This is a genomic window from Vibrio sp. STUT-A11 (assembly GCF_026000435.1).
In the GTDB taxonomy this organism is placed as follows: domain Bacteria; phylum Pseudomonadota; class Gammaproteobacteria; order Enterobacterales; family Vibrionaceae; genus Vibrio.
The window spans coordinates 1,187,966-1,205,058 of record NZ_AP026763.1 but is presented as its reverse complement, the minus strand read 5'-3'; the positions used below and the strand labels follow the sequence as shown (position 1 = coordinate 1,205,058).

General features: G+C 45.7%; 15 protein-coding genes and 1 pseudogene. 10 read left to right on the top strand and 6 right to left on the bottom strand.

Annotation, left to right across the window (positions count from 1 at the left end; translation table 11 throughout):
• The first annotated feature begins 150 nt into the window (after window positions 1-150).
• From yciA to OO774_RS05635, 3 genes are all read left to right on the top strand, one after another.
• Window positions 151-546 carry an acyl-CoA thioester hydrolase YciA gene (gene yciA / locus OO774_RS05645; protein ID WP_264905427.1) on the top strand — a complete coding sequence of 132 codons (396 nt, stop codon included), beginning with the start codon at window positions 151-153 and terminating at the stop codon, window positions 544-546.
• Window positions 547-649: 103 nt separating this feature from the next.
• The gene (locus OO774_RS05640) at window positions 650-946 is read left to right on the top strand and encodes a YciI family protein (RefSeq protein WP_264905425.1); all 297 of its coding nucleotides are present in this window, start codon (window positions 650-652) and stop codon (window positions 944-946) included.
• A gap of 3 nt (window positions 947-949) precedes the next feature.
• Window positions 950-1,336: a GspS/AspS pilotin family protein gene (locus tag OO774_RS05635; protein WP_264905423.1), complete on the top strand. Its 387-nt coding sequence runs from the start codon at window positions 950-952 to the stop codon at window positions 1,334-1,336.
• A gap of 120 nt (window positions 1,337-1,456) precedes the next feature.
• Here OO774_RS05635 and metE read toward each other — a convergent pair whose 3' ends face one another.
• Entirely contained in the window at window positions 1,457-3,739 is a 2,283-nt protein-coding gene (gene metE / locus OO774_RS05630) for a 5-methyltetrahydropteroyltriglutamate--homocysteine S-methyltransferase (protein ID WP_264905422.1), read from the bottom strand.
• A 261-nt stretch (window positions 3,740-4,000) separates the two neighbouring features.
• Here metE and metR point away from each other — a divergent pair, with 261 nt between their 5' ends.
• Entirely contained in the window at window positions 4,001-4,912 is a 912-nt protein-coding gene (gene metR, locus OO774_RS05625) for an HTH-type transcriptional regulator MetR (RefSeq protein ID WP_264905420.1), read from the top strand.
• A 22-nt stretch (window positions 4,913-4,934) separates the two neighbouring features.
• Here metR and OO774_RS05620 read toward each other — a convergent pair whose 3' ends face one another.
• The 3 genes and pseudogenes from OO774_RS05620 to OO774_RS05610 form a co-directional block, all read right to left on the bottom strand.
• Window positions 4,935-5,135, bottom strand: a complete 201-nt coding sequence (locus OO774_RS05620; RefSeq protein WP_264905418.1) for a DUF4250 domain-containing protein — start codon at window positions 5,133-5,135, stop codon at window positions 4,935-4,937.
• A 128-nt stretch (window positions 5,136-5,263) separates the two neighbouring features.
• Window positions 5,264-5,950 carry a hypothetical protein gene (locus tag OO774_RS05615; protein ID WP_264905417.1) on the bottom strand — a complete coding sequence of 229 codons (687 nt, stop codon included), beginning with the start codon at window positions 5,948-5,950 and terminating at the stop codon, window positions 5,264-5,266.
• A gap of 157 nt (window positions 5,951-6,107) precedes the next feature.
• Window positions 6,108-7,424 (bottom strand): annotated as a pseudogene (locus OO774_RS05610) (EAL domain-containing protein); the annotation flags it as partial.
• A gap of 381 nt (window positions 7,425-7,805) precedes the next feature.
• Between OO774_RS05610 and OO774_RS05605 the strand changes: the two are divergent.
• From OO774_RS05605 to OO774_RS05590, 4 genes are all read left to right on the top strand, one after another.
• The gene (locus OO774_RS05605) at window positions 7,806-10,142 is read left to right on the top strand and encodes a YgiQ family radical SAM protein (protein WP_264905415.1); all 2,337 of its coding nucleotides are present in this window, start codon (window positions 7,806-7,808) and stop codon (window positions 10,140-10,142) included.
• Between the two features lie 188 nt (window positions 10,143-10,330).
• Complete coding sequence (locus tag OO774_RS05600; RefSeq protein WP_264905413.1) at window positions 10,331-11,008, top strand: response regulator transcription factor; 678 nt, start codon at window positions 10,331-10,333, stop codon at window positions 11,006-11,008.
• Window positions 11,005-12,285 (top strand): HAMP domain-containing sensor histidine kinase, encoded by a 1,281-nt coding sequence (locus tag OO774_RS05595; protein WP_264905411.1) that lies wholly within the window; start codon window positions 11,005-11,007, stop codon window positions 12,283-12,285. Before OO774_RS05600 ends, OO774_RS05595 begins: the two co-directional genes overlap by 4 nt.
• A gap of 118 nt (window positions 12,286-12,403) precedes the next feature.
• Entirely contained in the window at window positions 12,404-13,300 is an 897-nt protein-coding gene (locus tag OO774_RS05590) for a 1-aminocyclopropane-1-carboxylate deaminase/D-cysteine desulfhydrase (protein ID WP_264905409.1), read from the top strand.
• A 30-nt stretch (window positions 13,301-13,330) separates the two neighbouring features.
• On the opposite strand, the gene OO774_RS05585 is transcribed toward OO774_RS05590, so the two are convergent.
• Window positions 13,331-13,873 carry an isochorismatase family protein gene (locus OO774_RS05585; RefSeq protein ID WP_264905407.1) on the bottom strand — a complete coding sequence of 181 codons (543 nt, stop codon included), beginning with the start codon at window positions 13,871-13,873 and terminating at the stop codon, window positions 13,331-13,333.
• 138 nt (window positions 13,874-14,011) lie between these two features.
• A complete protein-coding gene (locus OO774_RS05580) occupies window positions 14,012-14,872 on the bottom strand; it encodes a LysR family transcriptional regulator (RefSeq protein ID WP_264905405.1) in 861 nt (286 codons plus the stop codon).
• A gap of 99 nt (window positions 14,873-14,971) precedes the next feature.
• On the opposite strand from OO774_RS05580, the gene OO774_RS05575 reads away from it, so the two are divergent.
• Window positions 14,972-16,036, top strand: coding sequence for an HlyD family secretion protein (locus tag OO774_RS05575; RefSeq protein WP_264905404.1), 1,065 nt, complete (start codon window positions 14,972-14,974; stop codon window positions 16,034-16,036).
• A gap of 8 nt (window positions 16,037-16,044) precedes the next feature.
• Window positions 16,045-17,070, top strand: coding sequence for a DUF2955 domain-containing protein (locus OO774_RS05570; RefSeq protein ID WP_264905403.1), 1,026 nt, complete (start codon window positions 16,045-16,047; stop codon window positions 17,068-17,070).
• The last annotated feature ends 23 nt before the right edge of the window (window positions 17,071-17,093 follow it).

Here is a 17,093-nt window from a genome sequence, read left to right as displayed (position 1 = left end):
GTCGCTGTTTTGTTACTGTTCCAATTAATATTTGTGCCTAGTAGCAATCGTAGTAAATAGCTGACCACCCTAGTTTGTTAGTATGCAAGGGAACTTTTATTTACTGGGGTTGGTCCCATTTAGGCGCTGTTAATGATTTAGGATGTCTCAATGAGCCAAGAATTTAACTCTCCGAAAGGCCAACTACTGCTTCGTACCCTCGCAATGCCTGCTGATACTAATGCGAATGGCGATATCTTTGGTGGCTGGATCATGTCTCAGCTTGACTTAGCTGGCGCTATTTTAGCAAAAGAAATCTCATTGGGACGCGTAGTAACGGTTTCAGTTTCAAGTATTACCTTTAAAAAGCCGGTCAGCGTCGGTGATGTCGTCTGTTGCTATGGTGTGTGTAAAAATATTGGCCGAACTTCAATGAGTGTTGATCTTGAAGTGTGGGTGAAACCGGTGAAAGTGGACGGTATTGAAGATCGCTTCATGGTCTGTGACGCAACCTTTAATTACGTTGCTATCGATAGTGAAGGTAAACCTCGCCCTATCGCAAAATAAGTCTAATCACAGGAAAATCCTCATATTTTCCAATGTTGACTTGTGAGAGGCACTAAAAAGTCGTTAAATTATGGCTTAAATCTACCAATTAAGGAACTATGCTATGTGGTATGTCATCTTTTCTCAGGATATCGAGAATTCATTAGAAAAACGCATGAGTGTTCGCCCTCAACACCTAGAACGTTTACAACAACTTCAGGATGAAGGACGACTTCTGACCGCAGGCCCAATGCCAGCGATTGATTCTGATAACCCGGGAGAAGCGGGCTTTACTGGTTCAACCGTCATAGCCGAGTTTGATTGTTTGGAAGACGCAAAAGCCTGGGCAGACAAAGACCCTTACGTAGCGGCAGGCGTTTACGAAAACGTGATCGTAAAACCGTTCAAGAAAGTGTTTTAATTTATGAAAAAATTGCTGTGTTTTTTTCTGGCGCTTAGTGCGCTAACTGGTTGTACATCGAGTGCTGATAAAGAGCGTCAGTTGGAACTAATGGCATCGAATCGTGCTGGTGTTCTCTCTGCGGGGTTGCCTATGGAATATGGGCCATTGAAAATCATGCGGGTTTCCTCCAACAAAAATGTTATTGAACTGATGATGATCTATAACGATGGCGCAATGGGCGCAAAACCGCTCGCACAGGTGCTTAACTCCAGTATCTATACTTTCTGCCATAAACCAGAGATTCGTGATCAAATTAATATGGGATTGATGTATCGCGTGAAAGTTCGTAACACACGAGGTCAATTGATGGCAGACGAATTGATATCAGAACAACGCTGTAGCAATTAAAACCACAGTAATTTGGCAAGCTAGATCAGTGTTAGTCACCTCCGATTGTCGCAACTGAATGTTAAGCTAAGAGATATTTAAAAGCAGGGACTCATTCCCTGCTTTTTCTTTAATTACTGTTTATGCTAGTTCAGTACGCAGCTTTTTCGCCGCTGAGACTAAGTTAGCTAACGCAGCTTCTGTCTCTGCCCAGTTGCGTGTTTTTAGACCGCAATCTGGATTCACCCATAAACGTTGTACAGGGGTTTTTTCTGCCGCTTTCTTGATCAAGCCTTCTATCCACTCTTCGCTTGGAATGTTTGGTGAGTGAATATCATAAACACCAGGACCGATTTCATTTGGATAGTTAAACTCTTCAAATGCTTTCAGTAACTCCATATTCGAACGTGACGTTTCAATCGTAATCACATCCGCATCCAGCGCGGCAACAGAATCGATGATTTCATTGAACTCGCTGTAACACATATGAGTATGAATCTGTGTTTCTGGCTTCGCGTTGCCTGCTGAAATCTTAAACGCATCTACAGCCCATTCCAGATACGCCTTATGATCACGTTTCTTAAGTGGTAACCCCTCACGAATAGCAGGCTCGTCAATCTGGATGATATTAATGCCAGCATTTTGCAAATCAGAAACTTCATCTCTCAGCGCTAACGCCAATTGCTGAGTGATTTCCTTGCGTGTAATGTCTTCACGTGGGAATGTCCAACACAGAATCGTAACCGGACCAGTCAGCATCCCTTTCATTTGTTTGCTGGTCAGGGATTGTGCATACGTAGACCACTCAACCGTGATTGGTTTTTCTCGCTCAATATCGGCAACGACAATCGCAGGTTTTACGCAGCGAGAACCGTAGCTCTGCACCCAACCGAATTTGGTCGTTTGGAAACCAGCCAGATTTTCTGCGAAGTACTCAACCATATCGTTACGCTCAGCCTCACCATGCACCAACACATCCAGATCCAACGCTTCCTGACGTTTCACCGCATCAGCAATATGTCCTTTCAGTGCCGTAACATAGTCTGACTCAGAGAGTTGACCAGTTCGATAAGCGCTACGCTGCACGCGGATCTCACCGGTTTGCGGGAAAGAACCGATCGTTGTAGTTGGCAATAAAGGTAAACCCAAAACCTCTGCCTGATGAGCAGCACGTTCAGGATAAGGGGCACTGCGTTGTGTTAGATCCGCTGTGATGCGATTGATACGTGCCTGCACTTGAGGTTTATTAACGTGTGTCGCCATTTTACGCGCATTGATTGGCTGACTGTTAGTATCGCATGCCAGTATCGCATTTTGATCGCCGTCCAGAGCTTTACCTAGCAGAGCTACCTCGGTAACTTTCTGTTTAGCAAAGGCGAACCAGCTTTTTACTTCTTCACTCAGCGTCGTTTCAAGCTCTAGATCAACCGGGCTGTGCAGTAAAGAACATGAACTCGCAACCCACAGCTTATCACCTAGCTTCTCTTTTACCGGTTGTAAGCACGCCAGTTGTGCACTCAGATCTGCTCGCCAAACGTTACGCCCGTTGACAACCCCCACTGACAACACCCAACCTTCGGGTAGTTTTTCCACAACATCATCCAGCTGCTCTGGAGCTGCAGAAAGGTCGATATGTAAACCATCAACAGGTAGCTCAACAATTTTGTTCAGTGTATCAGTGACAGAATCAAAGTAAGTTGTCAGAAGAACTTTTACATCGCTGCGGATGATTTGGTAAGCCAGTTTAAAGGCATCCGCCCATTGACTTTCCAGCTCAAGCGACAGAATTGGCTCATCGATTTGTACCCACTCCACACCCTGATCGGCCAATTTCGCCAAAATCGCTTGGTATGCTGTGAGCAATCTTGGTAACAGAGATAAGCGATCAAAGCCTTCTTCAACTTCTTTGCCCAAGTACAGGTAGCTTAATGGCCCAAGTAGCACAGGCTTAACATTGTATCCTGCATTAACGGCTTCACTGACTTCCTCAAATAGCTGTGGCCAACTTACCTCAAACGTATCGTCTTTGCTAAATTCCGGCACAATGTAATGGTAGTTAGTATTGAACCATTTAGTCATATCAGAAGCAGCAGCACCTGCACATCCACAACCAGCCTGCGATTGACCTCGGCCAACCTTGAATAAGGTATCAAGGTTAGGTGTGCCCTCAGCATGGCGTTTTGGCACGTGACCTAGCAACAGTGTGGTTGTCAGTACGTGATCGTACCAAGCAAAGTCGCCGGCAGTGACAAAGCTCAAACCTGCATCGTGTTGTACTTGCCAGTTTTTTGCTCGCAACTCTGCACCAACCTGTTTGAGTTGTGCTTGATCGATCTCTCCACGCCAGTATTTCTCTTGTGCAAATTTCAGTTCACGTTTTTCCCCAATGCGTGGGTAGCCAAGTATGTGTGTCGTTGTTGCCATTTCCCTAGTCCTTATTATTCAGTTTATCTGGGTCAGAACATCTCTGGCTTGAACTTCAGGATGTCTGGATGGCTAAACTATCTCTCTCTGACGCGAATTGAACAAGGTCCAAATATTCAACTTGATTATTAAAAAAATTCATCATGCATCGAAGAAACAAACCGTTAACTCAAACAAATGGACGTCTAGACGTTTACATATCTATATTTTACGGTTAAGTTAGTAGAGTTCATGGCGAGCATTAAAGGATGAAAGAGATTCATGATAGAGCTAAAACACTTACGTACCATTACCTCGCTTCGAGATACAGGTTCACTGACTGCAACTGCAACCGCTTTGCATTTGACTCAATCCGCTCTTTCGCACCAAATTAAGGATTTGGAGTCTCGCATTGGTGGGCAGTTGTTTCTAAGGAAAACCCGTCCGGTAAAATTCACTTCCGAAGGTGAAATTCTATTGCGCCTTGCTGAAGAGATCTTACCGAAACTCGCTAGAGCAGAGAATGAACTGGCAAGTTTGAAAGAAGACGTTAATGGCCGATTGCACATGGCTATCGAATGCCATTCCTGCTTTCAATGGCTGATGCCTGCACTTAAGGAGTACCAACTGGCGTGGCCTAGCGTGACGTTGGACTTTTCTTCAGGCTTTGGGTTTGAACCTTTGCCCGCCCTACTCGCCGGAGAACTGGATCTGGTTATTACTTCGGATATTCAGCCACGTTCAGAGGTCCATTACGAGCCTCTGTTTGATTTCGAAATGCGCCTGATCACGTCCACCAGCCATCCACTGGCTGATAAAGCGATTATTGATCCGCAAGATCTTGCCGATCAAACCATGCTCTCTTATCCAGTGCAAAAACAACGGCTTGATGTGGTTAAACACTTCTTACAACCAGCCGGTGTGGAGCCAGCTAAGTGGAAGCAAGCAGACAACACATTGATGTTAGTACAAATGGTATCGGCTGGATTAGGGGTTGCTGCACTGCCAAACTGGGCAATTTCAGAGTTTTCTCGACAAGGATTAATTACCAGTAAGCCATTTGGCGATGGGTTGTGGCGTCGTCTGTTTGCTGCTGTGCGAAACTCAGAGAAAGACAAACGCTATTTACAGGCGTTTTTCGCAACCGCAAGACAACAATGTAAAAGCCACCTTGATGGCATCAAAATGGCTTAATAAAGGGAGAAATCGTACGGTCTTAGCGTTGGTACGATTTGAATTGATTGGTGAGCGGGTCGTACTGGTAGCCAAGCATATCCAGCTTGCCTACTACCGACTCTGTATCCATTTCATAAGTCGAGACTAATTCGTCAAAACTGTCACACTCTAAGCGTAGTTTTTCGTTGACGATACCTAACAGAATAATGCTATCCAGATTACCTACATTGCTTAAATCCATCGCGACACTCCTCTTCGACAAGGTTTATACCCCAATAACCTCAAGTGACCGGGTATATATACAGCGTAGACATAATCTGGCGAATTTAAAGTGAGCCCACTCTATAACGTGAACTCACTGACAGGATGTTAAGCGACTAATGCAAATAAACTTTGCAGGCTTGTCATAGAAACAACTGCAAATAAGAAGGCGATACTAAGCTGCACTTTCTCAGGGGTTTTATGGGTGAAAATATGCCAACACCAAACCACAATAGAAGAGATCAACATCGCCAAGGCAATGAGTATTGGTTGAGTTGCGGTACTCAATGCAGCCTCATCCAACTGATAAGAGGAAAACAGCGTCGCAATCACCAACAACATACCAGATACAATACCGGTTACTGGTAAGATTTTATGAAACGCTTGTAAACGGCTACGCGCAATCGTAAGTAGCAGTTGAGAGAATGAAGCCCCCAGAAAGAAGATCATGAGCGCCATTGCAAACGCTGCTGGCCAGTTAGCCTGTTCAAATACTTGAATGCTGACATAGGCAAACGCCAAACCATTCGCTAGGTGCAGTGCCCAAATTGGTCCTTTCTCACGCGTTTTTTTGGTCTGAACCTGAGAATAGAAATAGAAGATCGCAAACACCACCATAAACGCCTCAATGCGCAATGATGCCACTGCCAGCCACATTACTCCTATTGCAGGTAACATTTTGTGCAGACGACCCCGCTGACCCGGACAAATATCGCCCTTGATTAAAAGCAAAGTCAGTAGCGCTTGTGCGCCAAATAACATCGGAGGAAAAGTAACCAGCAATTGTTGAATCATGATGTAGCAAGCTCAAAAGTCGTTTGGGGTGGCGATAATAACAAATCACCTATCGCCAAACCACCTAAACCCTATAGGGCCATTCATCGGCTCTGTTCGCCTTTCGAACTCACTTTTACAGCATTTTCTGATTACGTACAGAAGGCAGAGGCTTTCCTTACCCCGAGCCCAAGCTAAATAAGCTCTGGCAATATTTAGCTTGCTTCAGATCCGTGGCTGGCACCGCCGGGGAAAACAAATACCCTTGAAGATAATCGACCCCAAGGTCGGCCAGAATACGCCGCTCTTGTACTTGCTCGACGCCTTCTGCAATCACTTTTACTCCCAATTGGTGAGCAAGTTCGGTGATCATTTTGACAATGTAATAATGACTGCTTCCCTCATGAATATCCGCCACGAACTTACGGTCAATTTTGAGTAGATCAAACTGTCCTTTTCCAAGATAAGAAAAAGAAGCGTAGCCGGTACCAAAATCATCAATGGCGATTTTGATCCCTTCTTGCCTGATCTGCTTCAAGGCTTGAGTATGCGTTTCATCTTGTTCAAAATAAGCCGATTCGGTTAATTCTAATGTCACCAGTTCAGGATTGACGCTGCTGGATTTAATCAAATCTAATGAACGCTGCAACACTTGTAATACATCTAACTTAGTATTGAGAGAACGATTAATCGAAATCCCTACATCATCGCCATAGAAGCGTTGTAATTCAGACCAACGCTCGAGTGCAATTCGGCAAACCATGTCATCCAACTCTGCAATCAATTCGAGGTCTTCAATGACCGAAATCATCTCTTGAGTCGTGTAACTGCTGTTTTTATGGTGAAACCGCGCCAGCGCTTCAAATTTCGTGACTTTACCAGTGTAGGTGTCTACAATCGGCTGAAAATACACATCCACAAGTTCACCATCGATTTTCTTTTGCAGGAAGGTTTCCAATTGCTGGCGTTTTAACAGCTCCGTATGCAACAGGCTATTGTGAAAATTGAAGTATCCGCTTTCACCAACTCTGGACGACACCATGGTTTGAACAGCCATAGCCAATGCCTTTTTAGGGCTACTCGTATCATAACCAAGAACAGACACACCTGTTTGTCCCTCGACAATAGTGTCATGCACCCTTGTTCCCATCTCACTTTTTAATTCGCTGAAAAAACCCTTCATCGCCACTTCTATCAATTTGATGGTGCTCAACCACTGGCAATATGGTGTTTGCAAACACACCACAAATACATTTCTAGTTAGCTGACCAGCCAACTTTGTATAGCGACTTCGCACGATAAAATCAGCAAAACCTAGCTGCTGCTCCAACAAGCCATGCTGACTGAAGTTAGGCCTCAAGGTCATAATAATATTAAGATCTTTATGGCCACTCTCTCTAGCAAAGTGTTCCAGTTTGTTTTCAAATTGGTCTCTTGTTGGCAAAAACGAGAGCCAGTCTCGCTCCTGTTCGCTATCGTTGTTCATCCACATCAATACCCTTCTATGTGTTACCGTTGCTGACTCACCCATTACCTAGCCCTTCCTTCTTAAACCCTAACTTCGAATGCAGTGGCTAAATGCGACTGACGTAGCTGCCTGACTCTCAATATTGCTGTGTATAATCTGATTATAAACGTGAACCACAATAAGGGATTAGTTGCTTATTGGTTGTATTAATATTGGGACACCTCACACCAAGACCCTAATAACTATAAGGGCTTTGGGGTAATCGTAGATAAAAATTCATTGAGAAGTCCGTCGAGTTTTTACAATCCAAATAAAACTCGATGAACTAAGCTTGAATAAACAAGTTTGGTATAGATACCTGATCATCAAATCGCTATAATTCGCGCTCCCTGGAACAGAGAGCAAAATATGACCAATAACATCACTCCTATTCATGAGTACAAAAAATACTGGGCCGAGTGTTTTGGTTCGGCACCTTTCTTGCCGACCAGCCGCAAAGAAATGGATGCCCTAGGATGGGATAGCTGTGACATTATCATCGTGACAGGGGATGCCTATGTGGATCACCCAAGCTTTGGTATGGCGATCATTGGCCGTCTATTAGAAGCACAAGGCTTCCGCGTCGGTATCATTGCTCAACCAGAATGGCAAAACAAAGATGCCTTCATGCAGCTTGGCAAGCCGAACCTGTTCTTTGGGATCACAGCGGGTAACATGGACTCCATGATCAACCGCTACACCGCAGATAAAAAACTTCGCCACGATGATGCGTACACACCGAATAACGAAGGTGGTAAACGTCCTGACCGCGCGACCTTAGTTTATTCACAGCGTTGTCGTGAAGCCTATAAAGAAGTGCCTATCGTACTAGGTGGTATTGAAGCCAGCTTACGACGCGTTGCGCACTATGACTACTGGTCAGATAAAGTTCGTCGCTCGATTTTGTTTGATGCGAAAGCCGACATTTTGTTATTTGGTAATGCTGAGCGTGCACTGGTTGAAGTGGCACACCGTATTGCAAACGGCGAAAATATTTCTGACATGACGAACATTCGTGGTACAGCGGTTAACCTGCCTGCAGCACCAGACAGCTATACCATCATCGACTCGTCTCGTATTGAAAAACCACGGAAAGAAGCGTTCGTACCTAAGAACCCTTACGAGGTAGAAACGCAGTGCGACACCAAGAAAGACGAACCTGCCGCGGCGCAACCAATCACTATTCGTCCGTCACGTCATGATGCTAAAACCACTGCGGTACGTTTACCTCACTTCGAGAAACTCAATAACGACCGTATTCTGTATGCGCACGCAAGCCGTGTCATGCACCTGGAAACTAACCCATACTCTGGACGTGCGTTGATTCAACGCCATGGCGACCGTGAACTATGGGTTAACCAAGCCCCGATCCCGTTGACCACAGAAGAGATGGACTTTGTGTTTGGTTTACCATACGCACGTGTCCCTCACCCTATGTATGGTAAGGCGAAAATCCCTGCGTATGACATGATCAAAACATCGGTGAATATCATGCGCGGCTGTTTTGGTGGTTGTTCATTCTGTTCGATTACCGAGCACGAAGGACGCATCATCCAGAACCGTTCTAAAGAATCGATCATTAACGAGATAGAAGAAATTCGCGACAAAGTTCCAGGCTTTACCGGCACGATTTCCGATCTTGGTGGCCCTACAGCGAACATGTACCGTCTGGGTTGTAAAGATCCGAAAGCGGAAGCGAACTGTCGTCGCCCTTCTTGTGTGTTCCCGGGTATCTGTAACAAGCTGAACACCGACCACAAACACACCATCGACCTTTACCGCGAAGCGCGTAAGGTTGAAGGCGTGAAGAAGGTAATGGTAGCGTCGGGCGTACGTTACGATCTTGCGATTGAGTCACCAGAATACGTGAAAGAGTTGGTGACTCACCACGTTGGTGGTTACTTGAAGATTGCACCTGAACATACTGAAAAAGGCCCTCTGGATCTGATGATGAAACCAGGTATGGGCACGTACGACCGCTTCAAAGAAATGTTCGAGAAGTACAGTGCTGAAGCTGGTAAGAAACAGTATCTTATCCCTTACTTTATCTCTGCACACCCGGGCACTGAAGATGAAGATATGCTGAACCTTGCTCTTTGGTTGAAGAAGAACAACTTTGAGTGTGACCAGGTACAAAACTTCTACCCATCGCCAATGTGTAACGCAACATCAATGTACTACTCAGAGACTAACCCTCTGAAACGCGTGAAATACAAACAGCGTGAAGACATTCCCGTCGCTAAAGGTGAGCGTCAGCGTCGTCTGCACAAAGCTCTGCTGCGTTACCACGATCCGGCAAACTGGCCAATGATCCGTGAAGCACTGATCAGCATGGGCAAAAAACATCTGATTGGTGACAAAGCCACCTGTTTGGTCCCGGCTGAAGACATTGATGCGCAAACACCAGCCCAGCGACGTAAATCCGGCCGCCATGGTGCAAACCGCTTTGCGACGAAGCACACCAAGAACCAGCCTGGTTTTGGTGGCCACCTAGAGAAACGCTCTGAAGGTGGTTCTCGTGACGGCAAGCCTTCTGGCAACCGCAATGGCGCAGGTAAAACGCAAGGTGGTCAAGGTCGTGGCAATAACAACGGCCAGCGCCCAGGCTCTAACTCAAACCGCCCGAATGGTGGTAAGCCACAAGGTCAGGGTCGCCCTCAAGCTCAGGGTAAACCAGCGGGTCAGCGCAAACCTAAGCGTCGATAACCATCGAAACAACGAAATCTAATAAAGGGCTCCAGAAGCAATTCTGGAGCCCTTTTGTTTTGCGTGTTACGCTTTCAATCAGTCACTTATACTGGTGAATCGTTTATAACATTGACAACTTTTTCACGCTTATAGTGAATAATGTTCGTCAAGGGCAAACCGACATTGCCGAGATTGGATTAGAATGAATGAAACGTGTACTTTTAGTGGAAGATAATCGAGAAATCGCTGGTATTCTGTTCGATTATTTCGAGTGTGCTGGCATGCAGCTTGATTACGCTGACAACGGAGAGCTTGGTCTTAAGCTTGCCCTTAGTCACTCTTTCGACATTATTTTGCTCGATTTAATGTTACCGCGTATGGATGGTTTAACGCTGTGTAACAAGTTAAGAGACGCAGGAAATAATACCCCAGTACTCATGCTGACCGCGCTAGATAGTCGCGACGATATGCTGAAAGGCTTTGCCCATGGAGCGGATGACTACCTGACCAAGCCTTTTGACCTCGATATTCTCGAAGCTCGCATGACCGCATTGATAAAACGCTATCGTGGTACCGTTACCTCAAGCCAACTCCAGTATGGTGAAGTGACGATTGACCAAAAAACCCATCAGGCGTATCGCCAGGATAAATTGTTGGCACTCAACCCGACCACTTACACCATTCTCGAAATGCTAGTTCAAAGCGCGCCTGACATCGTGACCAAAGAAGAGATTGCTTTTCGTCTGTGGCAAGAAAACGAGCCAAATAACGATGTACTTCGCAGCCACATTTATCAGCTGCGCGGACAACTCGATAAGCCCTTTAAACAGCATTTGCTCAAAACCATTCCTAAAGTCGGCTTCCGCTTGGAGCCAGGGGCATGATTCATCGTTTGCTCGGTAATACTCAGAGTATGACCGGCCGTCTTGAACTGTTTTTCTTACTGGTTTCTGTTGTGATCGGGTTGCTCTGCTTCGCTCTGGTAAGTGGATCACTATTGTGGTCGGAAGATCGCGTTGGTGAGCGCCGGATTATGATCGACAAAAAAGAAGCCATTGAGCATTTTAAAAACACTTCTTCAGAGGGTGAAGTAAAGCTGGATCGTCTGACAACGGCATACAATGACATCAATCTGGTTCCTTCTTATTACCGCCCTTTCCTAGAAGATAAACACCATTTTTTAGGTGAAGTGGGCGAAGAACCCTACACTCGCATGATTTATATGAGTACCTACATGCATGGTGGTGAGGAGCATCCCGTCATTTTGATTTCACTAATCGATGAAATAGAGATTACGTGGAGTGAATTTTCTTATGTTATCGGCTTGGTACTGGTGGTCGTTCTCGTTCTGATGTTCGTATTCGGTATTTTGTTACTTCGCTTATCTCAACGTTTGATAGAACCGATTAACACCCTGAAAATACAACTGGATGAGCACCAAGGTGACACCACGAAGAAGTTTGTTGTTCCTTCTGGCTCAGCAAAAGAGTTCGAAGCCCTTGCCGCTCAACTTAACGATTATCGCAACCAAGTGAATCAGGTCATCAAGCGTGAACAGGCTTTTGCACGCTACGCCAGTCACGAGCTAAGAACTCCGCTGACAGTCATGAAAGGCTCTAGTAGCTTATTAGCCAGAAATTCCAGCACACCATTTCAGGAACGACAAGTTCATCGTATCCAGGACGCAACGCAGCAGATGTCCACCATGGTCGACGCATTGCTGGGATTAGTTCGGTATGAGCGAAATTCGGATGATAGCCCTGTGCGGAGAATTTCTGAGCAGGAGTTACGCCACATTGTTTTGCTTAGTCAGGCCCAGGCTGATGAAAAATCTCTTGAGTTTGAAGTGACGGTAACAGGCAGCCCACATACAAGAGCAACAACCGCTGTGCTTAATATCGTTCTGAGTAACCTGATTCGAAATAGTATTGCCGCAACTTCTAAAGGCAAAATCTACGTTGAAATGAGCGATGATACTTTGTCTGTTCGAGATGAAGGAGAAGGCTTCTCCTCTGTCCCAGACTCTGAGGGACACGGTTTAGGGCTGATGATCGTGGATGACTTGTGCCGCCGATACGGGTGGCAGTTTGAGGTCAATACACACCCTGCTGGGGGATGTGAAGCTTTGATCCATTTAGCATCCGAACATAGAGACAAATAACCACCACAAACTAAAGGTTATTTTAAGTCTCGCCACTTTTGTTCTCATAGCGATAAAGGTAAACTGTGCCACCTTTATTAAATGACCAGGTGACACGGTTTATTCCGTCAGGCATCACATGAAACTCTCTGAAAGCCCAATCACTCAACACAGCTTTAACGGTCAGAAATTCTTTCTAAAGCGCGATGACTTACTGCACTCTCACTTTTCCGGGAACAAAGCACGTAAATTCATGATGCTTTTGGAAGAGCAAGATCCAAATGTTACTACTCTGATTAGCTATGGCTCAGCCCAGTCTAATGCGATGTATTCTCTGGCTGCACTCGCAAAAGTTAAAGGGTGGGCATTCGAGTTTTATGTCAGTCATATCCCGCAGTGGTTAAAAAGCACGCCTATTGGTAATTATCGGGGCGCACTCGATTTAGGGATGCAGATAACAGCGATGAAAGACGTTGGCAGCGAACTGCACCCGAGCCAGTACATCACTGATGTACGTGGATTGGATGAAACTACGCTGTTTATGCCTGAAGGCGGACGCTCTCAAATTGCCGAAGGTGGCGTAAAGCAACTCGCGCGCGAGATTCTCGACTGGACTCGCTTCAGAGTAAAAGAACAGTTTGCGGTTGCGCTTCCTTCCGGTACTGGCACCACCGCATTATATCTGCACAAGTATCTCAACCCTCATGGAATAGAAATCTTAACCTGCCCGTGCGTAGGAGATGAAAACTATCTAACTGAACAGTTCAATATGTTGGGTGAAACCAGTCATCCGCAGGTTTTATCGGTACGGAAAAAACACCATTTCGGACGCCTGTATAAAGAAGATTACGAGACATGGAAAAGCTTGTACGAACAAACGGATCTGGAGTTTGATCTCCTTTACGACCCCTATATGTGGCAATGTCTGGCTTCATGGCGAACAGAGAACCCAGACAAGACACTGATCTATGTTCATCAAGGTGGGATACTTGGCAACGAATCAATGCTGCCAAGATATCAACGAGAATTCGACTAAACGCGATGCCTTAGACAGCGCCTCGAAGACCTATTTGATCAACGCCAGAATATCTTTAAACTCGGGCGCTCGACAATCTTCCACCATTTCGTAAAGACACATTTCCAGACCCGTTAATACGACACCATTGGCGGTTAACTTCGCCAGAGCAAGCGCCTTGTTCGCAGCCGTACGCGACGACACACAATCGGTCACAAGTTCAACGCGGTAGCCAGATTGACGCAAAGAAAGCGCCGTTTGATACACACAAATGTGGGACTCGATACCACAAACCAGCCATGTACCCACTTTGGCATTTTCTACCGCCAGCTTAAAACGTTCTTCTTTGCTGCCATCAAATGTGTACTTGGTAATCGGTAAATGTGCTGTCTCTAGCTCCACTCGAATAGGCTCAGAGGTTGGCCCTAGCCTTTCAGGGTTCTGTTCCAGCCAAAGAATAGGCAAATTCAGTGCCTTAGCACCTTTGACCAACTTGGTGACATTTTCAATCAGCTGGTCACTTTCATGCACCAATGTCGCGAGCTTTCCTTGTACATCCACGACAATCAACCCAGTGTTGTCCTTCGATAACATACTTACCTCCTTTATGTGGTGGTTGACAGCCAATAAACCAGTTGAATATCGATAATGACCTAATATCCGCTTAGGTTGGAGAATCTACAACGGAAAGAGAAGGCTCGCTCACACATTTTGAGTTCACCATACCTCTTGCTATTTAAACTTTTCTCGAAACAGTTCAATTAACGCAACCACTTTATTTGGCAGAAACAGAGTGGACGGATAAATAAGGGTCAAATGCTGCTTGGGATGAGCGATTTCGGGCAACACTTCGACGAGTAGACCATCTTGCAGTGAGGGCTTTGAATGCGTCTGAGGAATAAAAGCAATACCATTGCCTGCTACCGCCATTGAACGTAACAGGTTAAGGTCATCAGACTTTAATGCAACATCCAGAGCAGGATCCAGCAAGTTCGCGTTATATCGGTTAGTCAGCAAGCGATGATGCTTGAGATCCTCCAAGGACTCTATCGGAGGATGGGCCTCAAGGTACGCTTCTGATGCAACAAAATGACTGGTATACGGCAACAGACTAAATTGAATATAGCTGTCATCGGTCACTTTAACGACACTAGGCAAAAGCTGAAGATCAAACGACTGTCGTTTGAGATCGACGCTTTCTTGATGGTTTTCAATCTCCACTGAGATATCTGGGTAACGTTGAGTATATTCAGAAATAATCGCGCTAAACGCAGCCGAGCTCATTAAGGCGGAGGGTATTGCCAATCGCACTTTCCCTGAGAGCTCCTGCTGATATTCATACATGGCACTCAAACCTTGCTGGATATGATCGACTGACTGTCCGACCAACTCAAATAGGCGTTTACCATGCGCTGTTAGCTCAATACTTCTTGTTGTACGGATGAGTAATTGCACACCCAACGCTTTTTCAAGCTCCTGTAATCTGCGGCTCACCTTGGAGCGTTGCAGTTGGTTCGCCTCTGCTGCTGCACTGATCCCACCATGAACAACAGTCTGGGTGAACAGATAAATATCATCTAAGCTTACGTTCATTGTCCTATTTTTAGGTCATTTATGTTGGTGTTATCATTCTACTGAATTGTTAGTGAATTATCTATAATCGCTTTCTTTAAAATACTTCCGGAACTTTCAATGACTGCTGACCAACAATTCAGACACTGGATGCGCACATTAATTGTCCTGTTTATCGTTCTATTCTTATACATCGTCATTGCTGACCGTCACGCTCCATTAACCACCGAAGGTCGGGTTCAGGGGTATGTTGTTCAATTAGCTCCAGAGGTCTCTGGTAAAGTCACTGACGTTCTGATTTCCAATAACCAGGAAGTCCGCAAGGGCGAAGTGCTATTTAAGATTGACGATCGCAAATACAGAATCGCGCTTGAACAAGCGAAGTTATCACTGCAAGCCGCATATGAAAAAGAGGCAACCCTATATTCTCAGCGAGAGGCAGCAATTGCCAATATCGCCAGAGCACAAGCGACGTTTGATAATGCACATAGGGAATACGTGCGCTTACAGAAGCTATCGAGTAAGAAAGTCATCTCCCAATCAGCACTCGATGATGCTTTCGCACAAAACCAGGTATCGAATGCCGCATTAAAAGCGGAAAAACAGAACTTAAAAGTCATTGAAGCCCAGCTTGGTGATCAAAAAGGTCAAAGTTCTGCAGTGCGCATCGCTCAAAATGGTATCGACAAAGCGATGTTAGACTTAGCCAATACCGAAATACTCGCGCCAAGTGATGGTGTGGTAACTAACCTGCAACTGGAAGCCGGCACCATGGCGAATAGTAACTTGCCGCTTTTAACGTTCGTACCAACGGGTTCTATGTGGGTTGCTGCTGACTTTCGTGAAAAATCGGTCGCTGGCGTCGACAAAACCTATCATGCCTTAGTCACTTTCGATGCAAATCCCGGGGTGGTTTACGACTTTGATCTATCGAGCAGGGACTACGGTGTCGCCGCCGCGCAACAAACACCAAATGGTGCGTTGACAAAAGTTGAAGTGAATAACCGTTGGGTACGTGATGCTCAGCGCACACGGGTTAATCTCGCGAGCGACGCAGCATTACCAAACGCCCTATTCGTCGGCTCTCGTGCAACCATCGTTTTATATCCGGAGAATAGTGTTTTCTGGCAGATGATGGCTAACGCTCAGATTTACCTCGCGAGTTGGTTCCACTTTATCTACTAGGCGGCAACATGAAAACCTTAAGAATTTGGTTCGGCTGCTCTTTAGGTCTGGCATTGAGCATGCTGTTTAACTGGTCATATGGATTCTTTGCCATCATGGTACCGCTGTTTATTCTGGGAAGAATTGACCGTTTTGACCTCTCGTCGTTACTGATGGTGTTTTTCTCCGCCGTTTGGACAACTCTGCAAGCGACTTTCCTGCTGGAGTACTTACAATTCCATCCGGTGCTGATGACTGTAGCGGTCGGCATCATGATGCTGTTTAAGTGCATCGCGATGATGAATCCAAAAACGTTCCTGTTCGGCTACATGGGGCTGTTAGTTGGCTCCATCGTGTTGAACTTCGCCAGCTACGATTTTATGGATATCGAAGAGTTCAACGTCAACATGTGGGTCATCACCTTCTGTAATATTCTTGTTTGTGCACTCGCCTATTGGCTGTTTCCAGAGCCTGATTCACAAGCCGAAAACATCGCAATCTCTACACCGGTGAAAAGAGATATCGATTACATCAGCCAGGTCGCCATGGGTTGGGTAGTCGCGATGGCTGCATTTATCGTTTTCCAGGTTGCTGATTTATATGATTCCTTGTCTGCACAGGCATCCATTTTGATCATCCTGACGCCAATGACTTTAGCCGGTTCAATGGGCATGGCGAAAATCCGCATAATAGGAACAGCGTTAGGCTGCATCGCAGGTATGGCTGTGCAATTAACCTTGGGCAGTTGGTATAGCCATGGCTTACTTTTCTGGCTGGCATTTACCATTGCGATGGGGCCTTTCTGCCTCTGGCTGACCAAGGGGCAAATAAAAGCAGCGATTGCGTTTTCCGCCATGTCGGCGCTATCAGTGCCCTTAACAACTTCATTGGTTCCAGAGCAAAAGGACGCCTTTTTCTCCATCCTGTACCGTTTCAGCTCCATTTTTGTGGCAGTATTACTTACCGCAATGGTGATATGGGTAGTCCATCACTGGATTCGAGTCATGTTATTGAAACACCCCGAAATGCTCCAAAACAACGTCACCCAGCATTAGAGAGTCACTACTCGATCCCTATT

What these genes read in the sequence shown, in the direction of transcription:
- OO774_RS05590 (WP_264905409.1), top strand. Translation starts at nt 12,404, where the DNA reads ATGAAACTCTCTGAAAGCCCAATCACTCAACACAGCTTTAACGGTCAG.
- metR (WP_264905420.1), top strand. Translation starts at nt 4,001, where the DNA reads ATGATAGAGCTAAAACACTTACGTACCATTACCTCGCTTCGAGATACA.
- OO774_RS05595 (WP_264905411.1), top strand. Translation starts at nt 11,005, where the DNA reads ATGATTCATCGTTTGCTCGGTAATACTCAGAGTATGACCGGCCGTCTT.
- OO774_RS05615 (WP_264905417.1), bottom strand. Translation starts at nt 5,950, where the DNA reads ATGATTCAACAATTGCTGGTTACTTTTCCTCCGATGTTATTTGGCGCA.
- OO774_RS05640 (WP_264905425.1), top strand. Translation starts at nt 650, where the DNA reads ATGTGGTATGTCATCTTTTCTCAGGATATCGAGAATTCATTAGAAAAA.
- yciA (WP_264905427.1), top strand. Translation starts at nt 151, where the DNA reads ATGAGCCAAGAATTTAACTCTCCGAAAGGCCAACTACTGCTTCGTACC.
- OO774_RS05600 (WP_264905413.1), top strand. Translation starts at nt 10,331, where the DNA reads ATGAAACGTGTACTTTTAGTGGAAGATAATCGAGAAATCGCTGGTATT.
- OO774_RS05585 (WP_264905407.1), bottom strand. Translation starts at nt 13,873, where the DNA reads ATGTTATCGAAGGACAACACTGGGTTGATTGTCGTGGATGTACAAGGA.
- metE (WP_264905422.1), bottom strand. Translation starts at nt 3,739, where the DNA reads ATGGCAACAACGACACACATACTTGGCTACCCACGCATTGGGGAAAAA.
- OO774_RS05570 (WP_264905403.1), top strand. Translation starts at nt 16,045, where the DNA reads ATGAAAACCTTAAGAATTTGGTTCGGCTGCTCTTTAGGTCTGGCATTG.
- OO774_RS05635 (WP_264905423.1), top strand. Translation starts at nt 950, where the DNA reads ATGAAAAAATTGCTGTGTTTTTTTCTGGCGCTTAGTGCGCTAACTGGT.
- OO774_RS05580 (WP_264905405.1), bottom strand. Translation starts at nt 14,872, where the DNA reads ATGAACGTAAGCTTAGATGATATTTATCTGTTCACCCAGACTGTTGTT.
- OO774_RS05605 (WP_264905415.1), top strand. Translation starts at nt 7,806, where the DNA reads ATGACCAATAACATCACTCCTATTCATGAGTACAAAAAATACTGGGCC.
- OO774_RS05620 (WP_264905418.1), bottom strand. Translation starts at nt 5,135, where the DNA reads ATGGATTTAAGCAATGTAGGTAATCTGGATAGCATTATTCTGTTAGGT.
- OO774_RS05575 (WP_264905404.1), top strand. Translation starts at nt 14,972, where the DNA reads ATGACTGCTGACCAACAATTCAGACACTGGATGCGCACATTAATTGTC.